Origin of the sequence: Povalibacter sp., from assembly GCF_036735925.1 — a bacterium.
In the GTDB taxonomy this organism is placed as follows: Bacteria; Pseudomonadota; Gammaproteobacteria; order Steroidobacterales; family Steroidobacteraceae; genus Steroidobacter.
The window spans coordinates 1-24,384 of the sequence record NZ_DAINNK010000007.1 but is presented as its reverse complement, the minus strand read 5'-3'; the positions used below and the strand labels follow the sequence as shown (position 1 = coordinate 24,384).

Below are 24,384 nucleotides of genomic sequence, written 5' to 3'. Positions count from 1 at the left end.
GATCACAGAGATCACGGAGGTCAGAGAAGAAAAATTTCCACGCGCTCTGGCTCTGCCTGTGGGGCCGGCTTCAGCCGGCCTTCTTGGGGATGGTGATCCAGTTGGCCGTGAGCGCCGGTGGCGTCGTTGAGTGCGATGAAGAGAAGAAAAGGAAAAGCGCCATGAAATTCCATCGAATGGTCGGTGGGGGACGCGCCACGCGACGCGTCAATCAGACGGAGCAGCGGGAGTGTGCATGAACAAAGAACTCGCGATCGAAGAGAGCACGTCGAATCGAATGCAGCGCCGCGATCTGCTGCGCATGTTCTCCCGAAAGGCGCTGGCTGCCACTGCCGCTGCAGCGACTTCAGTCGCACCGACGATCACCTCTGCCGCGAGCAAGACCGACGAGATCATTTTCATGTCGGCGACGAAGCTCGCCGCGCTCATCCGCGCCAGGAAGATTTCCGCCAGCGAAGCCGTCGAGGCTTACATCAATCGCCAGCTATCAGTGAACGACCGCTTGAACGCCGTCGTCACCAATTCGTATGAGCGGGCGCGCGCGGAAGCGAAGGCGCTGGACGCGAAGGCGGCACGCGGCGAGTTCGTCGGGCCGCTGCATGGCGTGCCGATGACGATCAAGGATTCGCTCGACACTGAAGGCGTGATCTCGACGGGTGCCACGGTCGGGCGGCAGCAGTACGTGCCGCAGAAAGATGCGACCGTCGTCGCTCGCGTACGCAAAGCAGGCGCGATTCTTCTCGGCAAGACCAATACGCCGGAGTTCACGCTCGGCGGGCTGAGCGGCATCAGTACCGCGAGCAATCTGCTGTTCGGCGGTTCGCACAATCCGTACGACCTCACGCGCAGCACGTCGGGATCGTCCGGCGGCGCCGGCGCCATCGTGGCGGCGGGCGGCGCGGCGTTCGACATCGGCTCCGACTGGGGCGGTTCGATTCGCGGTCCGTCGCACAACAATGGCATCGCCGGCATCAAGCCGACCAGCGTGCGTGTACCTCGCACCGGTCACATCGTCGATTACGGCGGCGTGTTCGATCTGTGGCAGCAGCTCGGGCCGATGACGCGCTGGGTGGAAGATCTGACGCTGATCACGCCGATCATCAGCGGTCCGGATTTTCACGATGTGTCATGCGCGCCCGTGCCCTGGGCCGACCCGGCGAAGGTCGATCTGAGCAAGCTGCGTGTTGCGTACTGCGTCGACAACAAGGCTACCGGCAACGGCGCCACGGACGAGGACACGCGCAAGACCGTGCAGCAGGCAGCGGCATGGCTGAAGAGTGTCGCGGCCAGCGTCAACGAAGACGTGCCGCAGCAGATCCTGCTCGATCTGAGCGCGGCGCGTTCCAGGCTGACCAGCGGCGATGCCTGGCAGTTCTATCAGCGCCTTGCCGATCGCTGGGGCACGAAGAATTTCTCGCCCTCGGTGAAGGAGCGCATGAAGAACATGACGCCCATCACCAGCGCCGAGTACGTCGAGGCGTGGGAAAAGCAGGACGAGGGCAAGTCGCTGATGCTCGAGTGGATGACGCAGTACGACGTGTTCCTGTGTCCCGTCGCCGGCAAGCCCGCGCAGCCCATCGATGCCGAGCCTGGCACGGGCGGTTTCGGCGGGCCGGGAATGACATGGCAATACACCGGTGTGTTCAACAGTACAGGCTGGCCGTCGACGGTCGTGCGCTGCGGCAGTTCTGCCGACGGCAAGCTGCCCATCGGTGTGCAGGTGGTCGCGGCGCCCTGGCGCGACGACATCACGCTCGCGGTGGCGAGCTATCTCGAAAGCAGGAGCGGTGGCTGGCAGAAGCCGCCGATCTGAGATGCGCATCATGAGGATTCACTTGCGTTGGCTGATGGGTGCGATGCTGGCGATCGGCAGCGCGCAGGCGGCTGAACCAAAGTTCGATCACCTGCTGCCGCTGACACCAGCCAATTCGGCCATCGGCAACTTTCCCGCGCAGAAGAGCGCGGTGCTGACGATCAAGTCGGGCGATACCGTCAAGTTCGAAACGGGCGGCGGCAATCGCTGGGGCGACAGGACGCCGCAGCAATGGCTCGATGAAAACGGCATCCAGCTCGATGCCGAGGATGCGCGTGCGATCGGCGAGATCGACAGGGTGGTGAAGGAAACCACGCGCTACGCCGGCATCCAGAACGGTCATCTGCTGGTGGGGCCGGTCGCGATCGAAGGCGCGATGCCCGGCGATTCGATCGAAGTGCGGATTCTGTCCGTCGTGCCGCGCATTCCTTACGGCACGGTCGGCATGCGCCCCGGCGCCGGCGGCATTCCGGATGCCGTGCCGCAGCCCTTCACCAAGGTGGTGAAGCTCGATCGCAAGCGCAACGTCGGTCTGTTCGAGCCCGGCATCGACGTGCCGCTCGGTCCGTTCATGGGCGTGATGGGCACGTTGCCGCCGCTGTCGGATGGCGCGAATCGTCGCAGCGGTCCGCCCGGGCTGTTCGGCGGCAACCTGGATTGCAAGGAGCTCGTGTCCGGCGCGACGCTCTACCTGCCGGTGTTTCATCCCGGCGCACTCTTCTATACGGGCGATTCACACGCGGCTCAGGGGGATGGCGAAGTCACGGTCAATGCCATCGAGACTGCGAACACGGCGATCCTGCAGTTCGTTCTTCACAAGGGGAAGACACTGCGGGCGCCGCGGGCCGAGACGCCGACGCATTACATCGCGTTCGGTCTCGATCCCGATCTCGACAATGCCATGCAGATGGCCATTCACGAGACCAATGCCTGGCTCGGCGAACTGAAAGGGCTGGATTTCTACCACGCCTTCGCGCTGTCGAGCATTGCGATCGACTTCCGGGTCACGCAGGTGGTGGACGGCACCAAGGGCATTCACTCGATGATTCCCAAGTCGCTGCTGTTCCCCAGGGGCGCGCCTGCTTATTGGTACAAGACGGCTGCCAAGTAACGAACCGCATGAGCATCACACGACGCCAGTTCACGCTCCTCGCCGCCGGCACGGTGGCAACCCAGTTCCTTTCCCAACGCGGTCTCGCTGCCGCTGCGGCATCCGACCCGACCCAGCTCACGCTGGCCGAAGCGGCAGCGCGCATCCGGGCCGGTTCGCTGTCCGCGGTGGAACTGACTGAGGTCACGCTGTCGCGCATCGCCACCTACAACCCGAAGCTCGATGCCTTCATCACCGTGATGAAGAACCAGGCGCTGGCGCAGGCGCGACAGCTGGATGCCGAACAGAAAGCCGGCAAGCTGCGCGGCCCGCTGCATGGCGTGCCGATTGCGATCAAGGACATCATCGACACCGCGGATGCGCGCACGACCGGCGGCAGCGCGCTGTTCGAGGATCGCGTACCCGACGAGGATGCGACCGTGGTCGCGCGGCTGCGCGCCGCCGGCGCCGTCATCGTCGGCAAGACCAACACGCAGGAATTCGCGATGGGCGGCGGTGAGACCTCGTTCTGGGGTCCGGCGCGCAATCCCTGGAATCTCGCGCACAACACCGGCGGTTCGTCGTCCGGTTCCGGTGCGGCCGTCGCGGCCTTCCTGAGCCACGGCGCGCTCGGCACCGACACAGGCGGTTCCGTGCGCATGCCGGCATCGTTCTGCGGCATCGTCGGACTCAAGCCCACCTACGGCCTCGTGCCCATCAAGGGCATCATGCCGCTGACGCTGTCGCTCGATCATTGCGGTCCGATGACGCGCACCGTGGAGGACACGGCGCTGATGCTGAATGCGATGGCGGGTTACGACCAGCTCGACATCACCAGCGTGCCGCACGAGAAGGAAGACTACGTCGCGCAGCTCGCCCAACCCGTTTCGGGATTCCGGCTCGGCAAGCCCATCAGCTATTTCGATGGCGTCGATCCGGAAGTGGAGGCGGCGGTCGAGAAGGCCATCGATCTGCTGGCGACGCTGACCAAGGGCGTTGCCGACGTCAACCTGCCCGGCGTCACGCATCTCGGCAGTCTCGGCACGCTCGGCGAAACGCTGGCGTGGCACGAGGAATATTTCAAGAACGCGCCGGGCAAGTACATGCTGGCCGAGCGCCGGCGTCTGGCGAGCATCGCCGAAGCCGAACCGAAAGCCGTCGACTACATTCGCGCCCGTTGGGAAGTCGAGCTGCTGCGTCGCAAGGTCGACAGCGCCTTCAAGGATTTCGACCTGGTGGTGCTGCCGACGCAGCGCATCGTCGCACCGACGCTCGACGAACTGCTGGCGCGCGCCGCCGAATCGGCGCCGGCCAATCCGCGCGTCGTCTCCAACTGCCAGCCCTTCAACGTGATGGGCCTGCCGGCAGTGTCGATTCCCTGCGGCTTCAGCCGCAGCGGTCTGCCGATCGGTCTGATGATCGCCGGTCCGACGTTCTCCGAAGGCAAGGTGCTGGCGCTGGCGCAGGCCTACGAGAAGGCCACCGACTGGCATCTGCGCAAACCGCCGCTGACTTCGACCACACCGGTGCCCGAGGTCGGCAAGTCGCTCAACATCCGCTGGAACAGGTAGGCCCGCCATGCGCATTCGTTCGCTGCAGATCGTAGTGCTCGCCGCCGGATTCGCCGCCACGGCGGTGCATGCCGATGCGCCGATGAAATTTCATCTGGAAGAGGCGACCATCCCGCAGATCCAGCAGGCCATCCTGTCGAAGCAGATCACCTCGGTCGAACTGGTGAATCTGTATCTGAAGCGCATCAAGGCCTACGACGGCACCTGCGTGAATCAGCCGCAGGGGATTCTCGGTCCCATCACGACGATTCCGAATGCCGGTCAGATCAATTCGCTGGTGACGCTCAACCTGCGGCCGGCGAAGCTCAAGTCCTGGGGCTTCGATCCGCGCAAGGCGCGCAGCCTGACGGACAGGAAGGATGATTCGCCGTCGCTGCCGGACGCACTGGAGATTGCCGCCGCGCAGGACGCCGAGTTCGCGAAGACCGGCAAGCTCGTCGGTCCGCTGCATGGCGTGGTGATGGCGATCAAGGATCAGTACGACACCATCGACATGCGCACCACGTCGGGCGCCGATGCGCCGTATGCCAACGATCGTCCGCCGGAGGATTCGACCTTCGTCGAACGGCTGCGCGCCGCGGGCGCGATCATGCTCGCCAAATCGAATCTGGGCGAGTACGCCTCGGGCGTGCCGCGCAGTTCGTACGGCGGCACGTTCTGCAATCCCTACGATACGGAGCGCAGTCCGCGCGGTTCGAGTTCGGGTTCGGGCTCTGCCGTGGGTGCGAACCTCGTGACCTGTTCGATCGCGGAGGAGTCGGGTTCGTCGATCCGCGGTCCGGCGAGTGCGGCCAGCGCCGTCGGCATCGCGGCCACGCAGGAACTCGTCAGCCGCAAGGGCATGGTGCAGATCGGCATCAACACGCGGGTCGGGCCGATCTGTCGCACGGTGGCCGATGCGGCGCGCGTGCTCGATGTCATTGCAGGCTATGACCCCAAGGACGAGCTGACCGTGTTCAGCATCGGCCGCACGCCGTCGCACTCCTATGAAAGCTTCGCGCACGAGAAGCGGCTCGACGGCATCCGCATCGGCGTCGTGCGCGAGTACATGAACAAGAAGCTGTTCACCAAGGCCGACGAGCAGACCATCGACATCGTGTCGCAGGGTGTCGAGGATCTGCGCAAGCTGGGCGCGACCATCGTCGATCCGGGTCCGGAAGGCGAGCTGTTCACGAGCTGTCTGCGCCAGTACGTGCCGCAGGCCGACAACAAACTGTTCACCAAGCGCTTTCCGGAGCAGTTCCCCGTGGATGCCAACGGCAAGGCCACGGCCGACCACACCGCAAAGCTGCTCGACATGCGCATGAACCCGGCGCGGGTGCCGGAGAAGGTGACGCTGCGCGAGTTCGGCAGTGCGGATGCGGACGGCCAGAACAAGTACATGCTGAACCTGTACCTGCGCGAGCGCGGCGATACGAACATCACCAGCAATGCCGACCTGATCGCCAAGTCGAGCTTCCATCAGGATCCGACCTTCCCCGATCGCAAGCGGGCCCGCGAGAACGTCGAGAAAGTGACCGAGTACGACATGTCGGAACGCCTGCTGCGCCGCTTCGGCGTGCAGCAGGTGATCCTGCAGTGCATGGCGGAGCAAAAGCTCGATGCGCTCGTGTATCCGACCAGCAACCTGCCGCCGACCAAACTGGGCGCGCCTGCCGGTCCGCCGATCAACGGCCGCAACGGCACGGGCGTGTGGAGCTTCCTCGGCGCGCAGGGTTTTCCGGTGATCACGGTGCCCGCCGGTTTCACGACGGAAGTGTATGACCTCATCCGCGATCCCACCGCGCCGCAGACACCGGCTTCCGCATGGCCGTCCGGCGGCGGTGGCGGCGGCGAGCGCCTGGAAGGCGACGATCGCACGCGGCTGGTCGGACCCGTGCCGGCGAAACTGCCGGTCGCCATGGACATCGTGGGCCGCCCCTTCGACGAACCGACATTGCTCAAGATCGCATCGGCGTACACCGCGGCGACCCGTCATCGCCAGCCGCCGTCGGCGTTCGGTCCGCTGAAGGGAGAACCGTAGAGAAGAATTTCCACGGCGATCCTCTTCTTCCTGTGGGGCCGGCTTCAGCCGGCCTCTTCGAGTACAAGAGGCCGGCTGAAGCCGGCCCCACAGAAGAAGCGTGTTCTCCGTGTGAAACTCTTTATCGAAACGCGCACGTAGGGGCCGGCCGGCGACAGCCGTCTGCCATCACAGATGAAACCTGTCCTGCAGCAGATTCTGTCGATGACGGCGACGCTGGTGGCCGGTGCCGCGGTGGCCGGGCCGTGGGATTTCAGCAGCGGTCCGCCCGCGAGTCTGCCGGCGCTGAGTCGCTACGAGGCGCCGGTGTTTCCGGCCAGGCTGCGGCCGACGACAGTGACGGCCGGCTACGCCACCGTCGTGTTCACGGTGAAGGCCGATGGGCGGGTGGAAGATGCCGTCGGACTGGAAGCCAGCGATCCGGCCTTCGTCGAAGCGACGCTCGATGCGCTGATGAACTGGCGCCTTGCCGCCGCGCCCAGTACCACGGTGCCGCGGCGTGAAATCATTCAGTTCGACTACCGGCGTTCCGGCACGGTGGCATCGCTGAGTCACGGCGATGCCATCAAGTCCGTGTTCGCGGCCGCCGGGGATTCCACGCCGGTGGTGCGCACCCTGGAATGGGAACGGATGAATCGTGCGCCACGCCGCATTGCCGGCGACATGCCCGCCTATCCCGAGGCGCTGCGCAGTCGTCCCGTGCGCGGTCACGCCATGATCGATTTCATCATCGATGCGACGGGACGCGTGCGCGTGCCGACCATCGCCGACAGCAGTGCCGCGGAATTCGGCGAAGCCGCATTGGCTGCCGTGCGCTCGTGGCGCTTCGAGCCGCCGCAGGAAGATGGCGTCGCCGTGAACGTGCGCGCCATCCGCTCGTTCTCGTTCGGCGGCGGTGTCGCCCGCCCGAGCGAGGCCAGGGTGCCGCTCGACAGCGAGAGGATTGCGCAGAATCCATGATCGAATTCGCGCTCAGCGCAGCCGATTTCCGCGGCCGCTATTTCGAGCGCGAGCCCTGGCTGATGCGCGGCGCACTGCGGGAACGACCGGTCGACTGGCCGGCGCTGGACGAACTGCTGTACCGCATCGAACCGACGCCCGCCGGCATGCAGCTGTTCAATCGCGGCGCGATTCCGGCCGAAGCCTATACACACGAGCTGGTCGAACTCGGCCAGCGTCGGCGGCGGCTGAACAAGATCGGCTTCTACAGTCACATGCGCGGCGGCGCGACGCTGGTCATCAATCGGCTGGAAACGCAGGCCAGTTTCGCGCGGCGCCTGTGTACCGAGATCGGCCGGTTTGCCGGCGCGCCGAGCAGCGGCAATGCGTATCTCAGTTTCAGCGGCGACGGCACGTTCGGCCGGCACTGGGACACGCACGATGTGTTCGCGATCCAGCTCATCGGTCGCAAGCGCTGGCAGGTCTTCGCGCCGACCCTGCCGCTGCCGCTCAGTCATCAGACCAGCGAACGCAGCGACCAGCCCTGCCCGGTGACGCCGGTGCTCGACTGCACGCTCGAAGCGGGCGACGTGCTGTACGTGCCACGCGGCTGGTGGCATCAGGTCATTCCATTGCAGGAAGGCAGTTTTCATTTTTCCGTCGGCACCTATCCGCCGACCACGCAGGACTACGTGGGCTGGGTCTGCTCCCGCGTGCTGGCCGCGACGATCGACGGCCGCCGCTCGCTGGCGAATGCAACGCCGGACGGCCTGCAGTCCGTCATGCGACAGCTCGCAAGTGCCGTCGTCGATCCGCAGGTGCAGGCCGAATACCAGCAGTGGATCGGCGCGCAGGAGACGCTGGCGGCTCCCTTCGACATCGGCCTGTTTCTCGACCAGCGTCTGCCGATGCTGCAGGAGACGTCGCGGCTGGCGGCGAACGTCCGCGCCGTTCCCGATGTGCAGGGACGTCTCTCCATCAACGGTGTGCTGACGCCGCTCGATCCCGCGGCCATTGCGGTGCTGCGCGCACTGGCGCAGGGTCCGCTCGACTTCGCAACGCTTGCCCAGCGACTGCGCGAGCTGCCGAAGGAATCGGTGCATCGAGCGGTGCTCGATCTCATCGGTCGCGAGGTGGTCATCGCGCTGCCGGACGTATAGGTGGGGGCCGACCCCGCGAACCCGTCTGACAGGAAAGTAGTTCTTCCTGCTCCCAGCGAGGTTCGCGGATCTGCATGAGTGTGCGTTCATCGATGAAGGCCGCGCTCGTCCTCGTGGCGCCGAGAACGTCGCTTTGAAACCGCCGCTGAAATATTCCCTGTGGTCGCTGGTGGCGCTGGTGGTGTTGCTGGGCATCGCCGCGCCGAAAGTACTGCCACTGCTGCATGCTTCCGAGCCCATTGCAGCCAGGTCGTCACAGCCCGCTGGCGAAAAGGGCCGTGCGCCGTTGCGCGTGTCCGCCGTGCTGGTCGAGCCGGCAGTGTTTGCGGAAACGCTGAACTCCACGGGTACGCTGCTCGCCGAAGAAGCCGTCGAGCTGCAGGCGGAAACGAATGGCAAGGTGGTGGCCATTCACTTCACTGAAGGCGCCCGCGTTCGCAAAGGCGATCTGCTGGTCAAGCTCAACGACGCCGATCTGACGGCCACGCGAGCGCGTGCGCAGTACCGCAAGGAACTCGCAGTGCTGCGCGAACGACGTATCGCGCAGTTGCTGAAGCAGGGCGTAGCGCGCCAGGAGGAATACGACACCGCGCTCAACGAACTCAATGTTCAGGACGCCGAGATCGCGCTGACCGAGGCGCAGATCGCCAAGACGGAAATCCGCGCGCCCTTCGATGGCGTCGTCGGCCTGCGCTACGTGAGTGAAGGATCGTTCGTGAATGCCGCGACGCGCATCGCGACCCTGCAGCGCCTCGACCGGCTCAAGGTCGACTTTTCCATTCCCGAGAAATACGCCACGCGGCTCAAGGTCGGCAGCCCGATCGCCTTCGCGGTCGCCGGCGCCGAACGCAAGTCGCAGGGACAGGTGTATGCCATCGATCCGCGCATCGATACCGCAACCCGTACCGTGCTGATCCGCGCGTTGTGCCCCAATCCGGAAGCGCGTCTGCTGCCCGGCGCGTTTGCCAATGTCGAGATCACCTTGACGCAGCTCAGCGATGCGCTGCTCGTGCCGGCCGTCGCCGTCGTGCCGGGCCTGCACGAGAAGAACGTCTTCATCGTCCAGGACGGCAAGGCGCAGCCGCGTGCGGTACAGACCGGGACGCGTACGCAGAGCGCCGTGCACATCCTGTCGGGGCTGGCGGCCGGCGATCTCGTGATCACGTCCGGACTGCAGCAGCTGCGCCCCGGCCAGGCAGTGGTGGTGATCGGCGAGGCGTCGACCTGACGCGGGCCGCAGGCTGAACCAGAGGTCGTCATGACGCTCGCCGAAATCAGCATCCGCAGGCCGGTGCTCACGATCGTGATCTCGCTGTTGATCGTGCTCGCAGGCGCGATCAGCCTGCTGCAGCTCGGCATTCGCGAATATCCGGCCGTCGATCCACCGACGCTGTCCATCACGACGAGCTATCCCGGCGCCGCCGCCGAAGTCGTGCAGGCGCAGATCACCGAACCGATCGAAGAAGCGGTGAATTCCGTCGCCGGCATTCGCACGCTGACCTCGACGAGTCGCGAAGGAGCGAGTTCGATCTCGGCCGAGTTCTCGCTCGACACCGATCTGGATACCGCGGCCAGCGACGTACGCGATCAGGTCGCACGCGCCGTCCGCAATCTGCCGCCCGATACCAATCCGCCGATCCTCAACAAGTCGCATGCGGATTCGCAGCCGATCTTCGGGCTGGCGCTCAGCAGCGCGACGCGCTCCCAGCTCGAACTCGGTGCCTACGCCGACTCGTTGCGCGAGCGGTTGCAGACCGTGCCCGGCATCGCCGGCGTCGATCAGCCTGCCGAGAAGCGCTATGCCATGCGCCTGTGGATGGATCCGGAAAAGCTAGCCGCCTATGGACTGTCGCCGCTCGACGTGCGCCAGGCGCTGGCGCGCGAGAACATCGAGCTGCCTTCCGGGCGCATCGAAGGCGAATCGGTCGAACTGCCCGTCAAGACGCTGTCGCGCCTCAACACCGCCGAGGAATTCAATGCGCTGATCGTCAAGCGCAGCGGCGACAGCATCGTGCGCTTCCGCGACATCGGCTATGCCCAGCTCGGCGCGCAGAACGAACGCGGCGCATTGAAGATGGGCGATGTGCCGATCGCCGGCCTGTACTTCAAGCAGCAGCCGGGCGCCAACCAGATCGAGATCGTCGACGAGCTGCGTCGTCGCCTGGAACAGATCCGCAAGGAAGTACCGCCGGACATCGACGTCAAGGTCGCCTACGACAATACCGAGTACGTACGCCGCTCGCTGCTGGAAGTCACCGAGACCATCTTCATCGCCTTCGTGCTGGTAGTGCTGGTCGTGTTCGCCTTCCTGCGCGAATGGCGCACGACCCTGATTCCCGTGATCGCGATTCCGGTATCGATCATCGGCACCTTCGGCGTCATGTTCGTCGCGGGCTTTTCCATCAACACGCTGTCGCTGCTCGGCATCGTGCTGGCGATCGGACTGGTGGTGGACGACGCCATCGTGGTGCTGGAGAACATCTACAGCAAGATCGAGTCGGGCATGCCGCCCGTGCAGGCGGGCATCGACGGCACCAGGGAAATCTTCATGGCCGTGATCTCGACGACGATCACGCTGGCCGTGGTGTTCCTGCCGCTACTGTTCATGGGCGGGCTGTCGGGCCGGCTGTTCCGCGAATTCGGACTGACCATCGCCGGCGCCGTGATGATTTCCGCGCTGGTGGCGCTGACGCTGACGCCGATGCTCTGTTCGCGGCTGCTGCGCCCGCACCAGTCGCACGGCGCCCTGTTTCGCAGGACGGAGGAACTGTTCGCCGCGATGGAGCAGGGCTATGCGCGCGGGCTGGCAGGATTCCTCAATCGCCGCCGGCTGGCCCTCGGCGTGCTGGCCGTCGCAGCGATCGTCATCGCCCTGTTCTTCGAGGTACTGCCGCGCGAGCTGTCGCCCATGGAGGATCGCGGCCGGATCTGGGTGCGCGCCACGGCGCCGGAGGGCGTGGGTTACGAATACATGCAGCGGTTCATGGACGATCTCACGGCGGCCACTGCCGATCGCGTGCCGGAAGCGAACATGATGATGACGCAGGTGCCGGGCGCGGGCGGCGGCCCCGGCATCCAGGGGCCGATCAACAATGGCTTCGTTCGCGTGTTCCTGAAGGACAAGACCGGGCGCGAACGATCGCAGGCGCAGATCGCCGACGATCTGCAGGGGCTTACCCGGCAGTTCACTGCAGCGCGCGTGAACATCACGCAGGAGGCCAGCATCGGCGAGCGCCGCTCGAACCAGAGCGGCGTGCAGTTCGTGGTGCAGGCGGCGGATTTCGAACAGCTTCAGGAAGTGCTGCCGAAGTTTCTCGAAGAAGCCCGGCAGAGTCCGGCATTCACATTCGTTGACAGCGATCTGAAGTTCAGCAAGCCGGAGGTACGCGTCAGTCTGGAACGCGAGAAGGCGCAGGCGCTCGGCGTCAGCACGCTCGATATCGCACAGACGCTGCAGTCGGCGCTGAGCGGGCAACGCTTCGGCTATTTCATTTTCAACGGCAAGCAGTACGACGTCATCGGACAGCTCACGCGGGATTTCCGCTCGCGGCCGGACGACTTGAGCAATATCGCCGTCCGCTCGGTGGCCGGCGACGACATGGTGCGACTCGACAATCTGGTGAGCTTCGAGGAAAGCAGTTCGCCGCCGGAGCTGTACCGCTTCAACCGCTACGCCGCGGCCACCGTCTCCGGAACGCTCGCCAACGGCCGGACGATGGGTGAGGGCATTGCCGCCTTCGAGCAGACCGCACGCGATGTGCTCGATGAGCGCTTCACCACGTCGCTGACCGGCGCGGCGCGCGACTTCGTCGAAAGCGCCTCGTCCCTCGGCTGGGTCTTCCTGCTCGCACTCATCCTCATCTACCTGGTGCTGGCCGCGCAGTTCGAGAGCTTCGTCGATCCCTTCGTCATCCTGCTGACGGTGCCGCTGGCGCTGGCCGGTGCGCTGTTCTCGTTGTGGTACTTCGGCCAGACGCTGAACATCTTCTCCCAGATCGGACTCATCATGCTGGTGGGGCTGGTGACCAAGAACGGCATCCTGATCGTCGAGTTTGCCAATCAGCGTCGCGATGCCGGCGACGGCGATGCGCTCGCGGCCGTCAAGGAAGCGGCCGCCGCGCGCCTGCGTCCCATTCTCATGACGACGCTCGCCACCATTCTCGGCATCGTGCCCATCGCGCTGGCGCTGGGTGCGGGTTCGGAGAGCCGCGTGTCCATGGGCATTGCCGTCATCGGCGGCCTGCTGTGCGGCGGCTTGCTGACGCTCTATGTCATTCCGGCCATGTACGTGCTGTTGAGCAGGAAGCGCGGCGCCGCTGCCGCGGAATCGACGATCACGAATCCTGCTGGCGCTTTGCCGCCGTCGCTCGCACTCGCGCCTTCGCGTGATTGATGTGCGTGGCGCTGACGTAGGGTGAAAAAAACTGTCCCCGTCTGAATCCCAGAAGGCGCCGGCAACACCGCAGGCGTCGCAACGACGGGACAGCAAGCGCGGATGACGCCGCTCTCACGAATATCGGACGAATGCACGCAGAACGAGCGCGCGACATGCGCGAATGCTGCGAGTCTGTGCAGTCCCGATCCGGACGCATCGATGCGGCGCCGCTGCGGCGCGGGAACGCGATTTGCAAGTCATCGCAGCAAGACACTCATTCCATCGAGGTCATCAGGTATCCACACATGAGCAAGACGAAGAGTCATGGTGCAGCGGCGGCGCTGACGGCAGCGTGCACGTTCGCGTTATGGAGCGCCGCGGGGTTCAGCGCCGAACCGGCCAAGGTCAACGCGGTGCTCAGCGAACAGGTCAAGGCGGAAGAGGCGGCGCGCGCCTCGCAGAAGCGCGTCGAGCAACTCGATGACGAGAGCACGAAGATGCTCGCGGACTACCGGCAGATGACGGCCGAAGCATCGAGCCTCAAGAGTTACAACGAGCAACTCGCCACGCAGGTGTCCTCGCAGCAGCAGCAGATCGACGAGATGAGCCAGCAGCTGGGCGAGATCGAGACGACTGCGCGCGAAGTACTGCCGATGATGGAGAAGATGCTGGCGACGCTCGATCAGTTCGTGAAGCTCGACGTGCCCTTCCTCACCGAGGAACGGGAAGGCCGCGTGGCGCAGCTCAAGGACCTGATGACGCGTGCCGACGTGTCGACTTCCGAGAAGTATCGACGCATCGTCGAGGCTTACCAGATCGAGATGGAATACGGCCGGACGCTCGAGTCCTACCAGGGCCAGGTTGGCGACAAGACGGTCGACTTCCTGCGCGCCGGGCGCATCGCGCTCATGTACCAGACGCTCGATGGCAAGGAGACGGGCTACTGGGACATCGAGAGCAAGAGCTGGAAGCGCGATTCCGGCTACGCAGAAGCCGTGCGTCACGGCCTGAAAGTCGCCAAGAAACAGGCCGCCCCCGATTTCATTGCCGTTGCCGTTCCCGCTCCGAAGGAGATCACCTGATGTTCAAGGTCAAGTCCACCCTGGCCAGATCCTTCGCGGCTGGCGCACTCGCTGTCCTGCTGGCGCAGACGGCGCTCGTTCCCGCGACACAGGCCGCACCGGCCAGTCTCGAAGAGCTGCTGGAGCAGACACGTTCGGCGCGGACGCGCGAGGCCAAGGCCAACGAAGAACGCGAAGCCAAGTTCCTCGCCGAACGCAACAAGCAGGCAGCGCTCATGACGGAGGCGCGTGCGGCATTGAACGAGCAGCAGCGCCGCAGCCAGTCGCTGTCCGCGGCCTTCGATGCCAACGAGAAGAAGCTCACCGAACTGCAGGCGCAGCTCGATTCGCGCGCCGGCAATCTCGGTGAAATGTTCGGCGTCGTGCGTCAGGTGGCCAACGACTTTTCGTCGGTGGTGCACAACTCGATCATCACCGCGCAGTTCCCGGACCGCGGAGAGTTCGTCACCAAGCTGGCGGCTTCGAAATCGCTGCCGTCGATGCAGGACCTCGAACGTTTCTGGTTCGAACTGCAGCGGGAAATGACCGAGACGGGCAGCGTCCTGAAATACAAGGCGCAGGTCGTGACGCCGCAGGGCGAGGCGACCGAGACGGTCGTGACGCGCGTCGGTCCGTTCAACGCCACCACCGATGGCCAGTATCTGAACTACCTGCCGAGCCAGAAGCAGTTCGCCATCATGGCGCGCCAGCCGGGCGCCAAGTTCGAAACGCCGGCCGGGCATCTGGAGGCGGCGACCGCAGGCGTCGTCGAGTCCTTCGTCGATCCGACGCGCGGCGTGCTGCTGTCGATCTATGCGCAGCGCCCGAACGTGGTGGAGCGTCTGGAGAAGGGCGAACTGGTGGGCTTCATCATCATGATCGTCGGTGCGGTCGGCGCCGCGCTCGCCATCTACCAGCTGTTCTATCTCTCAACGGTGCGTGGACGCGTCCGCAACCAGCTCAAGTTCGCCAACGACCCGGTGCCGGACAATCCGCTCGGCCGCGTACTCGCGACTTTCAAGGGCGACAAGGAGAAGCTCGAGCAGGATGCCGAAATCGTCGAACTGCGCATCTCCGAGGCCGTCATGAAGGAGGTGCCGAAGCTGGAACGCTTCCAGGCCTTCCTGCGGCTGGCGGTGGCTGCCGGTCCGCTGCTCGGCCTGATCGGCACCGTCGTCGGCATGATCGTGACCTTCCAGAGCATCACCGAATCCGGTTCCAGCGATCCGAAGCTCATGGCGGCCGGCATCTCGCAGGCCATGATCGCCACGGTGCTCGGCCTTGGCATCGCGATTCCGCTGCTGTTCGCCAACGCCTGGCTGTCGTCGATCTCCAAGTCGATCGTGCAGGTGCTCGACGAACAGAGCGCCGGCCTGCTTGCCGAACGCCTGGAGGCGAAATCCCATGCTTGAAGTACTGACAGCGCCTTTCGCGGCCTTCCACCAGATGCGCGAGCTGGGAGGGCCGGTGGTGAACGGGATCTTCGCGGCCTGCGTGCTGATGTGGGCGATCGTGATCGAACGCTACTGGTACTTCCGCAGGATCCTGCCGGGCGAAGCCAGCCGCATGCTCGGCGAATGGCTCGCCCGGCCGAACCGGCACAGCTGGACTTCGCAGCAGGTGCGGCGCGCGATGATCTCGCGGTTGAACACGTCGATGAGCGCCAACCTGCAGGTGATGCGGGTGCTGGTGCCGATGTGTCCGCTGCTCGGTCTGCTCGGCACGGTGGGCGGCATGCTCGAAGTGTTCGACTCCATGGCGGCGCGCGGTTCGGCCGATGCACGTTCGATGGCGAGCGGTATCTCGGAAGCGATGATCTGCACGCTCACGGGACTCGCCGTCAGCATTACCGGGCTGTATCCCGTCTACTACTTCCGCCGGCGCGTGCGCGTCGAGACGGAACTGCTCGCCGACAAGTTCTCGTACTGACGGAGCGACCATGCGACTGAAACGTCAACGCGTCCAGCACAGCACCGAAGAGACCGGCATCGATCTGGCGCCGATGCTGGACTTCGTCATGAACCTGCTCATCTTCTTCATCATCACCGCGGTGTTCGCCAAGGAGGTCGGCCTCACCGTCAGCCGCCCGAGCGCGACCAATGCCGAGAAGAAGGAGGCCGGCAACATCGTGGTGGCCATCGATTCCGCCGGCGACATCTGGATCGAAAAGCGCCGCGTCGATGTGCGCGCCGTGCGCGCCAATATCGAGCGGCTGCATGCGCAGAAGCCGGACGATGCCGTGGTGGTCGCAGCGGAGAAGGGCGCGCAGACCGGAATCCTCGTGCAGGTCATCGATCAGGTGCGCCAGGGCGGCGTACAGAGCGTCTCCATTGCGGCGACGGAGAGAACGGGCTGAGGCGAGTACGAGCCGCGTCGTCGCGCAATCCAAGGTTAACGAGAAGGTTTCCACAATCCCATGCAGACCCGCCAACACACCGAAGAATCCGAAGAGACTGGCATCGACCTGGCGCCGATGCTGGACTTCGTCATGAACCTGCTCATCTTTTTCATCATCACCACCTCCTTCGTCAAGGAGGCCGGCATCATCGTCAACAAGCAGGAGGCGCTGACGGCCGAGAGCAAGGAGAGCGGCAACATCCTCATCGCCATCCGGCCGAACGGCGATATCTGGATGGACAAACGCCGTGTCGACATCCGCGAAGTGCGTCCGGCGATCGAACGCCTGCATGTCGAGCGTCCCGAGGATACGGTCGTGATCATCGCCGATCGCGAAGCCAACACGGGAATGCTCACGCAGGTGATGGACCAGGTGAAGCTCGGCGGCATCAGCGAAGTATCGATCGCCACCGCGCCGATTGCGGGATGACAGGAGAACAGGAATGCATGCCACCACTGCCACGTTCGACCCGGTGACGACGGCGCGAAAGACCGACGTCAGGGGCATTCTGTCGCGCAGCCCGATGCTGTTGGCATTCGTCGCTGCCGTGTTCGTTTCCCTGATCCTGTTCGCGCTGCTGTATGCCGCGATCCATGCCGGCGAATTCGTCGCCGACAAGCGCGAGGCGCTGCAGACCATCGACTTCGTGCGGCTGAAGCGCGATTCGGAAACTGAAACGCTGTCGCGGCGCAAGCCGCCGCCTCCGCCGGCACAGCCGCCGCCGCCGGCAAAGATGCGCGTCGCGGCGGAAGCCGTGCAGCAAGGGCCGAGTGCGATGGAGATTCCGTCGTTGAACCTCGCCGCCACGGTGGGCGGCGGACCGATCGGCGGCCAGGTGGGCAAGGGCGGCGGTGCGATGTTCGATGGCGATCTGCTGCCGCTGCAGCGTATCCCGCCGCAGTATCCCCGCGATGCGGCGCGCGGCGGCATCACCGGCTGGGTGCAGCTCGAAGTGCTGGTGAATGCCGATGGCTCGGTGCGCAGCGCCAAGGTCACCGATGCCAAGCCGCGCGGCATCTTCGAAGCGTCAGCGGTGCAGGCCGTGATGCGCTGGAAGTTCAAGCCGAAGATCCAGGACGGCAAGCCCGTCGAACAGCGCGGATCGCAGAAGATCGAATTCAATCTGAACGCAGCAGCCGGGTAGTGCCATGACGAAGTCGATGCCTCAGTCTCTCCGTCGCGCCGTCCACAGTGTGCTGCTGCTTGCGGCATGCACCTGCGGGATCGCAGTCCACGCCGCCGATTGTTCGACGCCAGAGAAGGCCGGCGGCGACATGAGCGAGGGCGTCTACCAGGACACCCAGGCGGCGATGGAACTGCTGTCGAAGCAGAAATACGCCGAGGCCATCGAGAAGCTCGTCAAGATCGCGGACAAGGGCACCGACTACGAGAAGGCCGTGGTGAACTACAACCTCGGCTTCGCCTACAGCTCGAAGAACGACATGCCGAGTGCCGTGAAGGCCTTCGCCAAGGCACTGTCCTACAAGGCGCTGCCGCGTTCGCAGAGCGAGCAACTGCAGTACAACCTCGGGCAGCTGTACATCGTCACGAGCCAGTTCGACGACGGCATCAAGACGCTGCAGGACTACATCGCAAATGCCTGCGGCAAGGTGCCGGCAGAGGCGCACATCTTCCTCGCCAATGCGCTGTCGGAGAAAAAGCGCTACCAGGAGGCGCTGCCGCAAATCGATCTGGCGCTGTCCAAGTCGAAGGAGCCCAAGGAACTGTGGGTGCAGATGAAGCTGGCGATCGCATATGAAATGAAGGACTACAAGGCCTGCGCCGACGCGCTCGTATCGCTGATCGCGCTGGTGCCGAACAAGCCCGAGTACTGGCGTCAGCTGTCGAGCATGTTCTACGAGATGAAGCAGGACGCGGAATCGGTGGCGGCGCTGGCGCTGGCCGAGCGCCAGGGATTCGTCGACAAGCCGAACGAGATCAAGAATCTCTACAGCATCTACATGACCATGGAACTGCCGCTGAAGGCCGGCCTGCTCATGCAGGAGGCGATGGAGAAGAACAGGATTCCGGCCGACGAGACGAATCTCAGTTCGCTGGCCGATGCCTGGATCAACGCGCGTGAGGTGACGCGGGCGGAGACGGTGCTGACGAAGCTCGCGGGCATCTCCGAGAAGGGCGACTACTACTTCAAGCTCGGCGCCATGTATGGCGACGACGAGCGCTGGCAGGAGTCGCAGGAGATGCTGAAGAAAGCCATCGAGAAGGGCGGACTGAAGCGTACCGGCGAAGCCTGGATGCGGCTTGCGGTCGCGCAGTACGGCATGAAGAACACGCAGGCCGCGGTGGCTTCATTGCAGAAGGCCGTGGGCTATGACGAAACCCGCAAGCAGGCCGGGGAATGGCTGCGGCATCTGAGCAGCCAGGTGGCGGCGGGCGAAACGCCGGCGGCGGATGCCACGACGAGCTGACGGGTTTGCTTCTTCTTGTAGGTCAGGCTTTAGCCTGACTCCCCAGAAGGCCGGCTGAAGCCGGCCCCACAGGAAGAAAGAGCGACGCCATCACCTCGTGATGACGCGCTCCGTCAGATAGCTGTTGATTTCCTGCAGGTCGGCCTGCTTCAGCGTTCCCGTCGCCAGCTGCAGGTTCAGCACATTGATGATGTAGTCGTAGCGGCTGCGCGAGTAGTTCGTCTGCGCTTCGAACAGACGGCGGCGCGCATCGAGCACGTCGACCGTCGTGCGCGTGCCGACTTCGAAGCCGGCTTCGGTGGCCTGCAGCGCCGTCTTGCTGGATTCGAGCGCCTGCTTCAGCGCCTTGACGCGCGACATTTCGCTCATGACGCCGAGATAGGCGTCGCGCGCGGCGCGTTCGGTCTCGCGATTCGCGCGTTCGAGACGCTCGCGCGCGGCGCGGTGCAGATACACGCGCTGACGCACGCGCGACGACGTGGCGCCGCCGGAATAGATGGGCAGCGTGACCTGCACGCCGATCGAATCATCGACGCCGTCGCGATCGGCAGGGTAGGTCTGTCGTGTTTCAGGTATCGGCCCGATCGGCGGATTCGTGATGGTCTGATCGCCCGTGATGTCGTTGCCCGATCGTCCGGCGACCAGGTCGATGGTCGGAAAGTGACCCGAGCGGGCGACGCGCACGTCCTGCTTGGCGATATCGGTCGCGAGCCGCGCGGAAATGATGCGCAGGTTCTGTTCCAGCGCCGTGGTGACCCAGGTCTCTTCGTTCTCGGGATCAGGCGACTTGAGCGGCATGTCGTCGATGGGCGCGGACAGCGAGCTGAAGGATTCGCCGGTCAGTTCGCGCAGCAGTTCCAGGGCGGTTGCCAGCTGGCGTTTTGCAAGAATGACGCCGGCCGCTGCCTGGTCGTGCGCGGCGCGCGCTTCCTGCACGTCCGTGATCGCGATCAGACCGACTTCGAAGCGCTTGTCGGCCTGCTCGAGCTGGCGGCTGAAAGCTTCGAGGGTGGCCTGCGCTGCGTCCACCGTGTCCTGCGCGGCGAGCACATTGAAATAGCGCTGCGCCGTACGCTGGATCAGATCCTGCTGGGCGGCCTGATAGTCGGCTTCCGCCTGCGCCACCTCCGCATCGGCGCGCTTCAGCGTCTGCCACTGGTCCCAGCGGAAGATCGTCTGCCGCAGCTGCAGCTGGTAGGCCTTCGTGTCGATTTCCGTTTCGGTGTCGCGGTTCAGGATTTCCACTTCACCGAGAATGTTGGTGTTGGGAAACACGCTGGAGCCGTCCGACTGGCTGTGTTCGTAGGACCCGCTGGCATTGATCTGCGGCAGCAGTGCCGCGAGCGCCTGCGGCTTGGATTCGCGGCTGGCCAGACGATTGGCGTCGGCTTCGCGGATCTGCGGATCGTTCTGGACCGCGCGCTGGTAGACCTCTATCAGGTCGGCGGCCGACGCGGGCGCGGCGAGCGCCAGGAATGACAGGCCGCCGAGGACTGCCGCGGGAATGCGGTGGTGACGGTTGAGGCAGGCCAGGATCTGCGCGCGCAATTTCATTGATGGTTCCTGTTGGTCGTTTCGCAAAACACCGCGATCGGATCGTTTGTTACCGCGGCCAGAGCATTCATTGTTGCGGAACAAGTCCCGCTTCTCGTCGCGCCGGTGGTTTCCGGCGAACGACCCCGAAAGCGTCGATTGGACGCGTCAGTACGTCGGAATGGTTGCATCCAGGTCGCGCGACCACGCCAGGATGCCGCCGGCCAGATTGACCGTGTTGAAGCCCTTTTGTTGCAGGTAGCGTGCAACTTCCAGGCTGCGGCGACCGGATCGGCACAGCACCACGACCTCGACCGCCGGATTCAACTCGTTCACCCGCGCCGCGACTTCGCCCATCGGTATGTGTACGACGCCTGCAACGCTCGCCACCCCCAGTTCCCAGGATTCGCGTACGTCGAGAAGCGTCATCGCATCGCCCCGATCGCGGCGGGCCACGAACTCGGCGGGCGTAATTTCGGGGATGTTCATCGGGAAGAGAAGGGTATTGCGGCGAATGGCCGGTGAAGATCGGTGAATGACGCCGTCAGAAGACGAATTCGGGCGGACGCGGCGCGTTCGCCAGGGGCTGGACCACCGTTTCGAACAGGCCTTCGCGCTGCCATTCGCGCTCGCCGAGCCGGGTGATCTTCCAGGCTTCCATGACCGGCGACTGTCCGACCACCACGAACAGGCGTCCGCCGACCTTCAGGGCGCGCTGGAAGCGTTCGTCGTACAGGGGAAGCGAGCCGGTCACGGCGATCGCATCGTAATGACCCTGTTCGTCGAGCTGCATGCCGTCGGCGGTTTCCACGCCGGCGTTGTTGATCGAGGTTGCCAGCAGCTGGGTGCGGGCGAAGTCGGCGAGTTCGGGAACGATCTCCAGCGAGCGTACGCGGGCGGCCAGCCGGGCCATGCAGGCGGTGAGGTAGCCCGAGCCGGTGCCGATTTCCAGGGCGACGTCGTTCGGTCCGAGATCCAGGGCCTGCAGGATGCGGCCGTGCACCTTGGGCGGCAGCATCGTCTGACCGTGGGGTAGCGGGATCGGCGCATCGGCAAAGGCGACGCCCTGCCAGGCCGTAGGAATGAAGCGCTCGCGCGGTACCTCGCGCATCACGGCCAGCACCCGCTCATCGAAGACATCCCAGGTGTTCACCTGCTGTCCGATCATCTGTTCGCGGGCCAGTTCGATGTTCATGCGTCGCAAATCTATTCGGTGCGGATCAAGGACTTGAAACCCGGCGGCGGTCCGGGTGAGGGGCCGGGAAATGCGGGCGGCAAAGCGTACGGGCTTTGTCCCCGGCAGACAAGGTTATGCAGCCTTCGCCGGCCGGTGTGGTCTGCCTGTGGGGCCGGCTTCAGCCGGCCTCTTGCAAGGTGTGACCATGGCCGGCTGAAGCCGGCCCCACAGAAGAAATCTAAAGAAGCATTTCCCTGAGTGCGAGACGCGCTTCTGCAAGAAAAACCGACAGCAGATTCGCAGGTCATTCGCGCGGCAATATGGTCAATCTCCGCAGCAGAAATCCTGCGGTTCGCTATGCTGCAACGGCGTTGTTCACGCTGCGATTGCGCAGGTGCGACGCACGGAAAAAAGCGCATCGTTCCGGCGGGTAATCGAATGCGCGATGCGGGGATGAAGGGCAAGAATGGCGGTTCTGTCGTGAGGGCTCCTGCGGCATGGTAGGGGCGGGCAATCTTTCGATTCTCAGTACGTTGCTGATCGCAGCGGTCGCTGTGCTGGCCGTCGTGCTGGTATGGCGCGAACGTCGCGCCCGCCAGCTGTCCGCTGCAGCGAAACAGCTCGACGGCATCGTGCGCGACGGACGCTATGCCGAACGCGTGCGCAGCGTCGGCGATCCGGCGCAGCCCTTCGCCGCCAGCGCCAACAAGCTGCTCGAACAGATCGCGGTCAAGGAACTGCTGATCACCGAACGCGAACGCGCGCTGGTCGGCCTGCTCGGGGGCCTGCACGAAGCCGTGGCCGTGCATCGCGACGGCATCGTGTTCGCCAACGACCGGTTCGCCGCGCTGTCGGGGCAGGGACAGCCGACGCAGCTCATCGGTCGCTCGATGGCCGATCTCGTGCATCCGGACTATCGCGATCTCGTCGACGAACAGCTTCGTCGCGTGCTCGAAGCCGTTCCCGCGATGGACCGGCTGGAAGTCGAACTGCAGCCGCAGCGCGATCACCCGATCCGGGTCGAACTCTCGGCGGTCCGCATCGACTACCAGGGCGGCGCGGCGTTGCTGCTCACGATGCTGGAGATGGGGCCGCGGCCGGTTGCGGCACCTGCCGCGGCGGCGCGCGGTCGCCCGACGGCCTGGGACACGCTGGATTCGCTGGGCGAAGGCATCATCACCACGGACATCAGCGGTCGCATCGATTACCTCAATCGCGCCGCCGAACAGCTCGTCGGCATCTCTGCGGCCGATGCGCTCGGCAAGACCATCACCGACATCATCATGCTGGTGGACGAAAGCGATCGCCGCTCGCTCGGCGATCCCGTGCGCCAGTGCCTGACGACGCAGTCGAAAGTCACCGTCGGCCGGCGCGGCCTGATGATTTCGCACGACGGCAGCGAGGAGCGTTCGGTCGAGCTGACGGTCACGCCGCTCAAGGGCCAGCGCGGCGATCTCGCCGGCACGGTGGTGGCGGTGCGCGATGTCAGCGAGCTGCGCGGCATCACGCGGCAGATGTCGTATCAGGCCAGCCACGATGCGCTCACGGGACTGGTGAATCGCCGCGAGTTCGAACGGCGGCTGGAGGAGGCGCTGGAAGTCACGCATGCATCCACCGTGCGTCACGTCATGTGCTATCTCGACCTCGATCGCTTCAAGGTCGTGAACGACACCTGCGGCCACATGGCGGGCGACACGATGCTGCGCGAAGTGGCGGCGCTGGACGAGCAGGCCGTGCGCGACTCCGACACGGTCGGTCGTCTCGGCGGCGACGAGTTCGGTCTGTTGCTCGCCGGCTGTCCGCTCGACAAGGCGCGGCAGATCGCCGACGACGTGGTGCGCAAGGTGAGCGAGTACCGCTTCGTCTGGAAGGACAAGATCTTCAACATCGGCGTCAGCGTCGGCCTGGTCGAAATCACGCGCGACAGCGGCGCTGCCGACGAAGTCATGAGCGCCGCCGATTCGGCATGCTACGTGGCGAAGAAGCAGGGCAACCACGTCCACGTCTATTCGGCGCGCGACGAATCGCTGGCGCGGCATCGCGGCGAGATCCAGTGGCTGCAGCGTCTGCAGGTCGCACTCAAGGAAAACCGCTTCGAGCTGATGGCGCAGCCCATCGTCGCCACGGCGTCCGCCTCGCAGGGCCCGGCGCTCGAAGTCCTGCTGCGCTTGCAGGACGAGGCGATTCCCGGCGGCATTTCGCCCGTGGAATTCCTGCGGGCGGCGGAGCGCTATCGCCTGATGGCCGACGTCGACCGCTGGGTCGTGCAGGCGGCGCTGACGGCGCTGGCCCGCGGCGCCATCCGCGTACCGCCCGATCGCAGCATCGCCATCAACCTGTCGGGCCAGACCCTCGGCGATCCGCAGTTCCTGGAATTCGTCGTCGAAGTGCTGGACCGCACCGGCGTCGAAGCGGACAAGGTGTGCTTCGAAGTGGCAGAGAATTCAGTGATCACCAACATCGAACATGCCCAGCGTTTCATCGGCGTGCTGCACGGCATGGGCTGCCGCTTCGCGCTCGACGACTTCGGCCGCGGCCTGTCGTCCTTCGGCAATCTCAAGAATCTCTCGCTCGACTATCTCAAGATCGACGGCTCATTCATCCGCAACCTCGCGCTCGACACCGTGAACCAGGCGATGGTCGCGGCCATGATCAAGCTGGCGCGCACGTTGAACTTCCAGGTCGTGGCCGAGCAGGTCGAAGACGTCGGCGCGCTGGAGGCGGCGACGCGGATGGGCGTCGATTTCGTGCAGGGTTACCACCTGGGAAGGCCGCAGCCGCTGGCGCGGGTGGTGGCGAGGGCGAGCTGAGGAAG

20 protein-coding genes are annotated in these 24,384 nt (G+C 64.9%); 16 read left to right on the top strand and 4 right to left on the bottom strand.

What is annotated here, in order from left to right:
• Positions 1-20: 20 nt before the first annotated feature.
• The gene (locus tag V7D81_RS03960) at positions 21-173 is read right to left on the bottom strand and encodes a hypothetical protein (RefSeq protein ID WP_324314649.1); all 153 of its coding nucleotides are present in this window, start codon (positions 171-173) and stop codon (positions 21-23) included.
• A gap of 62 nt (positions 174-235) precedes the next feature.
• Here V7D81_RS03960 and V7D81_RS03955 point away from each other — a divergent pair, with 62 nt between their 5' ends.
• The 15 genes from V7D81_RS03955 (at position 236) to V7D81_RS03885 (ending at position 18,859) form a co-directional block, all read left to right on the top strand.
• Entirely contained in the window at positions 236-1,813 is a 1,578-nt protein-coding gene (locus V7D81_RS03955; protein ID WP_324314648.1) for an amidase, read from the top strand.
• A 10-nt stretch (positions 1,814-1,823) separates the two neighbouring features.
• A complete protein-coding gene (locus V7D81_RS03950; RefSeq protein WP_324314647.1) occupies positions 1,824-2,924 on the top strand; it encodes an acetamidase/formamidase family protein in 1,101 nt (366 codons plus the stop codon).
• An 8-nt stretch (positions 2,925-2,932) separates the two neighbouring features.
• Positions 2,933-4,474, top strand: coding sequence for an amidase (locus V7D81_RS03945; RefSeq protein WP_324314646.1), 1,542 nt, complete (start codon positions 2,933-2,935; stop codon positions 4,472-4,474).
• 7 nt (positions 4,475-4,481) lie between these two features.
• Positions 4,482-6,497 (top strand): amidase, encoded by a 2,016-nt coding sequence (locus V7D81_RS03940; RefSeq protein WP_324314644.1) that lies wholly within the window; start codon positions 4,482-4,484, stop codon positions 6,495-6,497.
• 174 nt (positions 6,498-6,671) lie between these two features.
• On the top strand, positions 6,672-7,457 hold the full coding sequence (locus V7D81_RS03935; protein WP_324314643.1) for an energy transducer TonB: 786 nt from the start codon (positions 6,672-6,674) through the stop codon (positions 7,455-7,457).
• Positions 7,454-8,596 (top strand): cupin domain-containing protein, encoded by a 1,143-nt coding sequence (locus V7D81_RS03930; protein WP_324314642.1) that lies wholly within the window; start codon positions 7,454-7,456, stop codon positions 8,594-8,596. The genes V7D81_RS03935 and V7D81_RS03930 overlap by 4 nt, the downstream gene beginning before the upstream one ends.
• 133 nt (positions 8,597-8,729) lie before the next feature.
• On the top strand, positions 8,730-9,824 hold the full coding sequence (locus tag V7D81_RS03925) for an efflux RND transporter periplasmic adaptor subunit (protein ID WP_324314640.1): 1,095 nt from the start codon (positions 8,730-8,732) through the stop codon (positions 9,822-9,824).
• Positions 9,825-9,854: 30 nt separating this feature from the next.
• Positions 9,855-12,989, top strand: a complete 3,135-nt coding sequence (locus V7D81_RS03920) for an efflux RND transporter permease subunit (RefSeq protein ID WP_324314639.1) — start codon at positions 9,855-9,857, stop codon at positions 12,987-12,989.
• Positions 12,990-13,276: 287 nt separating this feature from the next.
• On the top strand, positions 13,277-14,053 hold the full coding sequence (locus tag V7D81_RS03915) for a DUF3450 domain-containing protein (RefSeq protein ID WP_324314638.1): 777 nt from the start codon (positions 13,277-13,279) through the stop codon (positions 14,051-14,053).
• Complete coding sequence (locus tag V7D81_RS03910; RefSeq protein ID WP_324314637.1) at positions 14,053-15,444, top strand: MotA/TolQ/ExbB proton channel family protein; 1,392 nt, start codon at positions 14,053-14,055, stop codon at positions 15,442-15,444. The genes V7D81_RS03915 and V7D81_RS03910 overlap by 1 nt, the downstream gene beginning before the upstream one ends.
• Positions 15,437-15,961 (top strand): MotA/TolQ/ExbB proton channel family protein, encoded by a 525-nt coding sequence (locus V7D81_RS03905; RefSeq protein WP_324314636.1) that lies wholly within the window; start codon positions 15,437-15,439, stop codon positions 15,959-15,961. Before V7D81_RS03910 ends, V7D81_RS03905 begins: the two co-directional genes overlap by 8 nt.
• 16 nt (positions 15,962-15,977) lie before the next feature.
• The gene (locus V7D81_RS03900; RefSeq protein WP_349257604.1) at positions 15,978-16,388 is read left to right on the top strand and encodes an ExbD/TolR family protein; all 411 of its coding nucleotides are present in this window, start codon (positions 15,978-15,980) and stop codon (positions 16,386-16,388) included.
• A 60-nt stretch (positions 16,389-16,448) separates the two neighbouring features.
• Positions 16,449-16,859: an ExbD/TolR family protein gene (locus V7D81_RS03895; RefSeq protein ID WP_324314633.1), complete on the top strand. Its 411-nt coding sequence runs from the start codon at positions 16,449-16,451 to the stop codon at positions 16,857-16,859.
• Between the two features lie 13 nt (positions 16,860-16,872).
• Complete coding sequence (locus V7D81_RS03890; protein WP_324314632.1) at positions 16,873-17,574, top strand: energy transducer TonB; 702 nt, start codon at positions 16,873-16,875, stop codon at positions 17,572-17,574.
• A gap of 16 nt (positions 17,575-17,590) precedes the next feature.
• Complete coding sequence (locus V7D81_RS03885) at positions 17,591-18,859, top strand: tetratricopeptide repeat protein (protein ID WP_324314631.1); 1,269 nt, start codon at positions 17,591-17,593, stop codon at positions 18,857-18,859.
• A gap of 90 nt (positions 18,860-18,949) precedes the next feature.
• Here V7D81_RS03885 and V7D81_RS03880 read toward each other — a convergent pair whose 3' ends face one another.
• The 3 genes from V7D81_RS03880 to V7D81_RS03870 all read right to left on the bottom strand — a co-directional run bounded on the left by V7D81_RS03880 (position 18,950) and on the right by V7D81_RS03870 (position 21,587).
• Positions 18,950-20,413 carry a TolC family outer membrane protein gene (locus V7D81_RS03880; RefSeq protein WP_324314630.1) on the bottom strand — a complete coding sequence of 488 codons (1,464 nt, stop codon included), beginning with the start codon at positions 20,411-20,413 and terminating at the stop codon, positions 18,950-18,952.
• Between the two features lie 147 nt (positions 20,414-20,560).
• A complete protein-coding gene (locus V7D81_RS03875; protein ID WP_324314628.1) occupies positions 20,561-20,881 on the bottom strand; it encodes a rhodanese-like domain-containing protein in 321 nt (106 codons plus the stop codon).
• 55 nt (positions 20,882-20,936) lie between these two features.
• Positions 20,937-21,587 (bottom strand): protein-L-isoaspartate O-methyltransferase family protein, encoded by a 651-nt coding sequence (locus tag V7D81_RS03870; protein ID WP_324314627.1) that lies wholly within the window; start codon positions 21,585-21,587, stop codon positions 20,937-20,939.
• A gap of 515 nt (positions 21,588-22,102) precedes the next feature.
• Here V7D81_RS03870 and V7D81_RS03865 point away from each other — a divergent pair.
• Positions 22,103-24,379: an EAL domain-containing protein gene (locus V7D81_RS03865; RefSeq protein ID WP_324314625.1), complete on the top strand. Its 2,277-nt coding sequence runs from the start codon at positions 22,103-22,105 to the stop codon at positions 24,377-24,379.
• The last annotated feature ends 5 nt before the right edge of the window (positions 24,380-24,384 follow it).

Excerpts from the sequence above, each read along its gene's own strand:
- V7D81_RS03950 (WP_324314647.1), top strand. The coding sequence starts at position 1,824 with ATGAGGATTCACTTGCGTTGGCTGATGGGTGCGATGCTGGCGATCGGC.
- V7D81_RS03895 (WP_324314633.1), top strand. The coding sequence starts at position 16,449 with ATGCAGACCCGCCAACACACCGAAGAATCCGAAGAGACTGGCATCGAC.
- V7D81_RS03960 (WP_324314649.1), bottom strand. The coding sequence starts at position 173 with ATGGAATTTCATGGCGCTTTTCCTTTTCTTCTCTTCATCGCACTCAAC.
- V7D81_RS03940 (WP_324314644.1), top strand. The coding sequence starts at position 4,482 with ATGCGCATTCGTTCGCTGCAGATCGTAGTGCTCGCCGCCGGATTCGCC.
- V7D81_RS03920 (WP_324314639.1), top strand. The coding sequence starts at position 9,855 with ATGACGCTCGCCGAAATCAGCATCCGCAGGCCGGTGCTCACGATCGTG.
- V7D81_RS03870 (WP_324314627.1), bottom strand. The coding sequence starts at position 21,587 with ATGAACATCGAACTGGCCCGCGAACAGATGATCGGACAGCAGGTGAAC.
- V7D81_RS03880 (WP_324314630.1), bottom strand. The coding sequence starts at position 20,413 with ATGAAATTGCGCGCGCAGATCCTGGCCTGCCTCAACCGTCACCACCGC.
- V7D81_RS03910 (WP_324314637.1), top strand. The coding sequence starts at position 14,053 with ATGTTCAAGGTCAAGTCCACCCTGGCCAGATCCTTCGCGGCTGGCGCA.
- V7D81_RS03890 (WP_324314632.1), top strand. The coding sequence starts at position 16,873 with ATGCATGCCACCACTGCCACGTTCGACCCGGTGACGACGGCGCGAAAG.
- V7D81_RS03905 (WP_324314636.1), top strand. The coding sequence starts at position 15,437 with ATGCTTGAAGTACTGACAGCGCCTTTCGCGGCCTTCCACCAGATGCGC.
- V7D81_RS03885 (WP_324314631.1), top strand. The coding sequence starts at position 17,591 with ATGCCTCAGTCTCTCCGTCGCGCCGTCCACAGTGTGCTGCTGCTTGCG.
- V7D81_RS03935 (WP_324314643.1), top strand. The coding sequence starts at position 6,672 with ATGAAACCTGTCCTGCAGCAGATTCTGTCGATGACGGCGACGCTGGTG.
- V7D81_RS03915 (WP_324314638.1), top strand. The coding sequence starts at position 13,277 with ATGAGCAAGACGAAGAGTCATGGTGCAGCGGCGGCGCTGACGGCAGCG.
- V7D81_RS03930 (WP_324314642.1), top strand. The coding sequence starts at position 7,454 with ATGATCGAATTCGCGCTCAGCGCAGCCGATTTCCGCGGCCGCTATTTC.
- V7D81_RS03955 (WP_324314648.1), top strand. The coding sequence starts at position 236 with ATGAACAAAGAACTCGCGATCGAAGAGAGCACGTCGAATCGAATGCAG.
- V7D81_RS03945 (WP_324314646.1), top strand. The coding sequence starts at position 2,933 with ATGAGCATCACACGACGCCAGTTCACGCTCCTCGCCGCCGGCACGGTG.
- V7D81_RS03875 (WP_324314628.1), bottom strand. The coding sequence starts at position 20,881 with ATGAACATCCCCGAAATTACGCCCGCCGAGTTCGTGGCCCGCCGCGAT.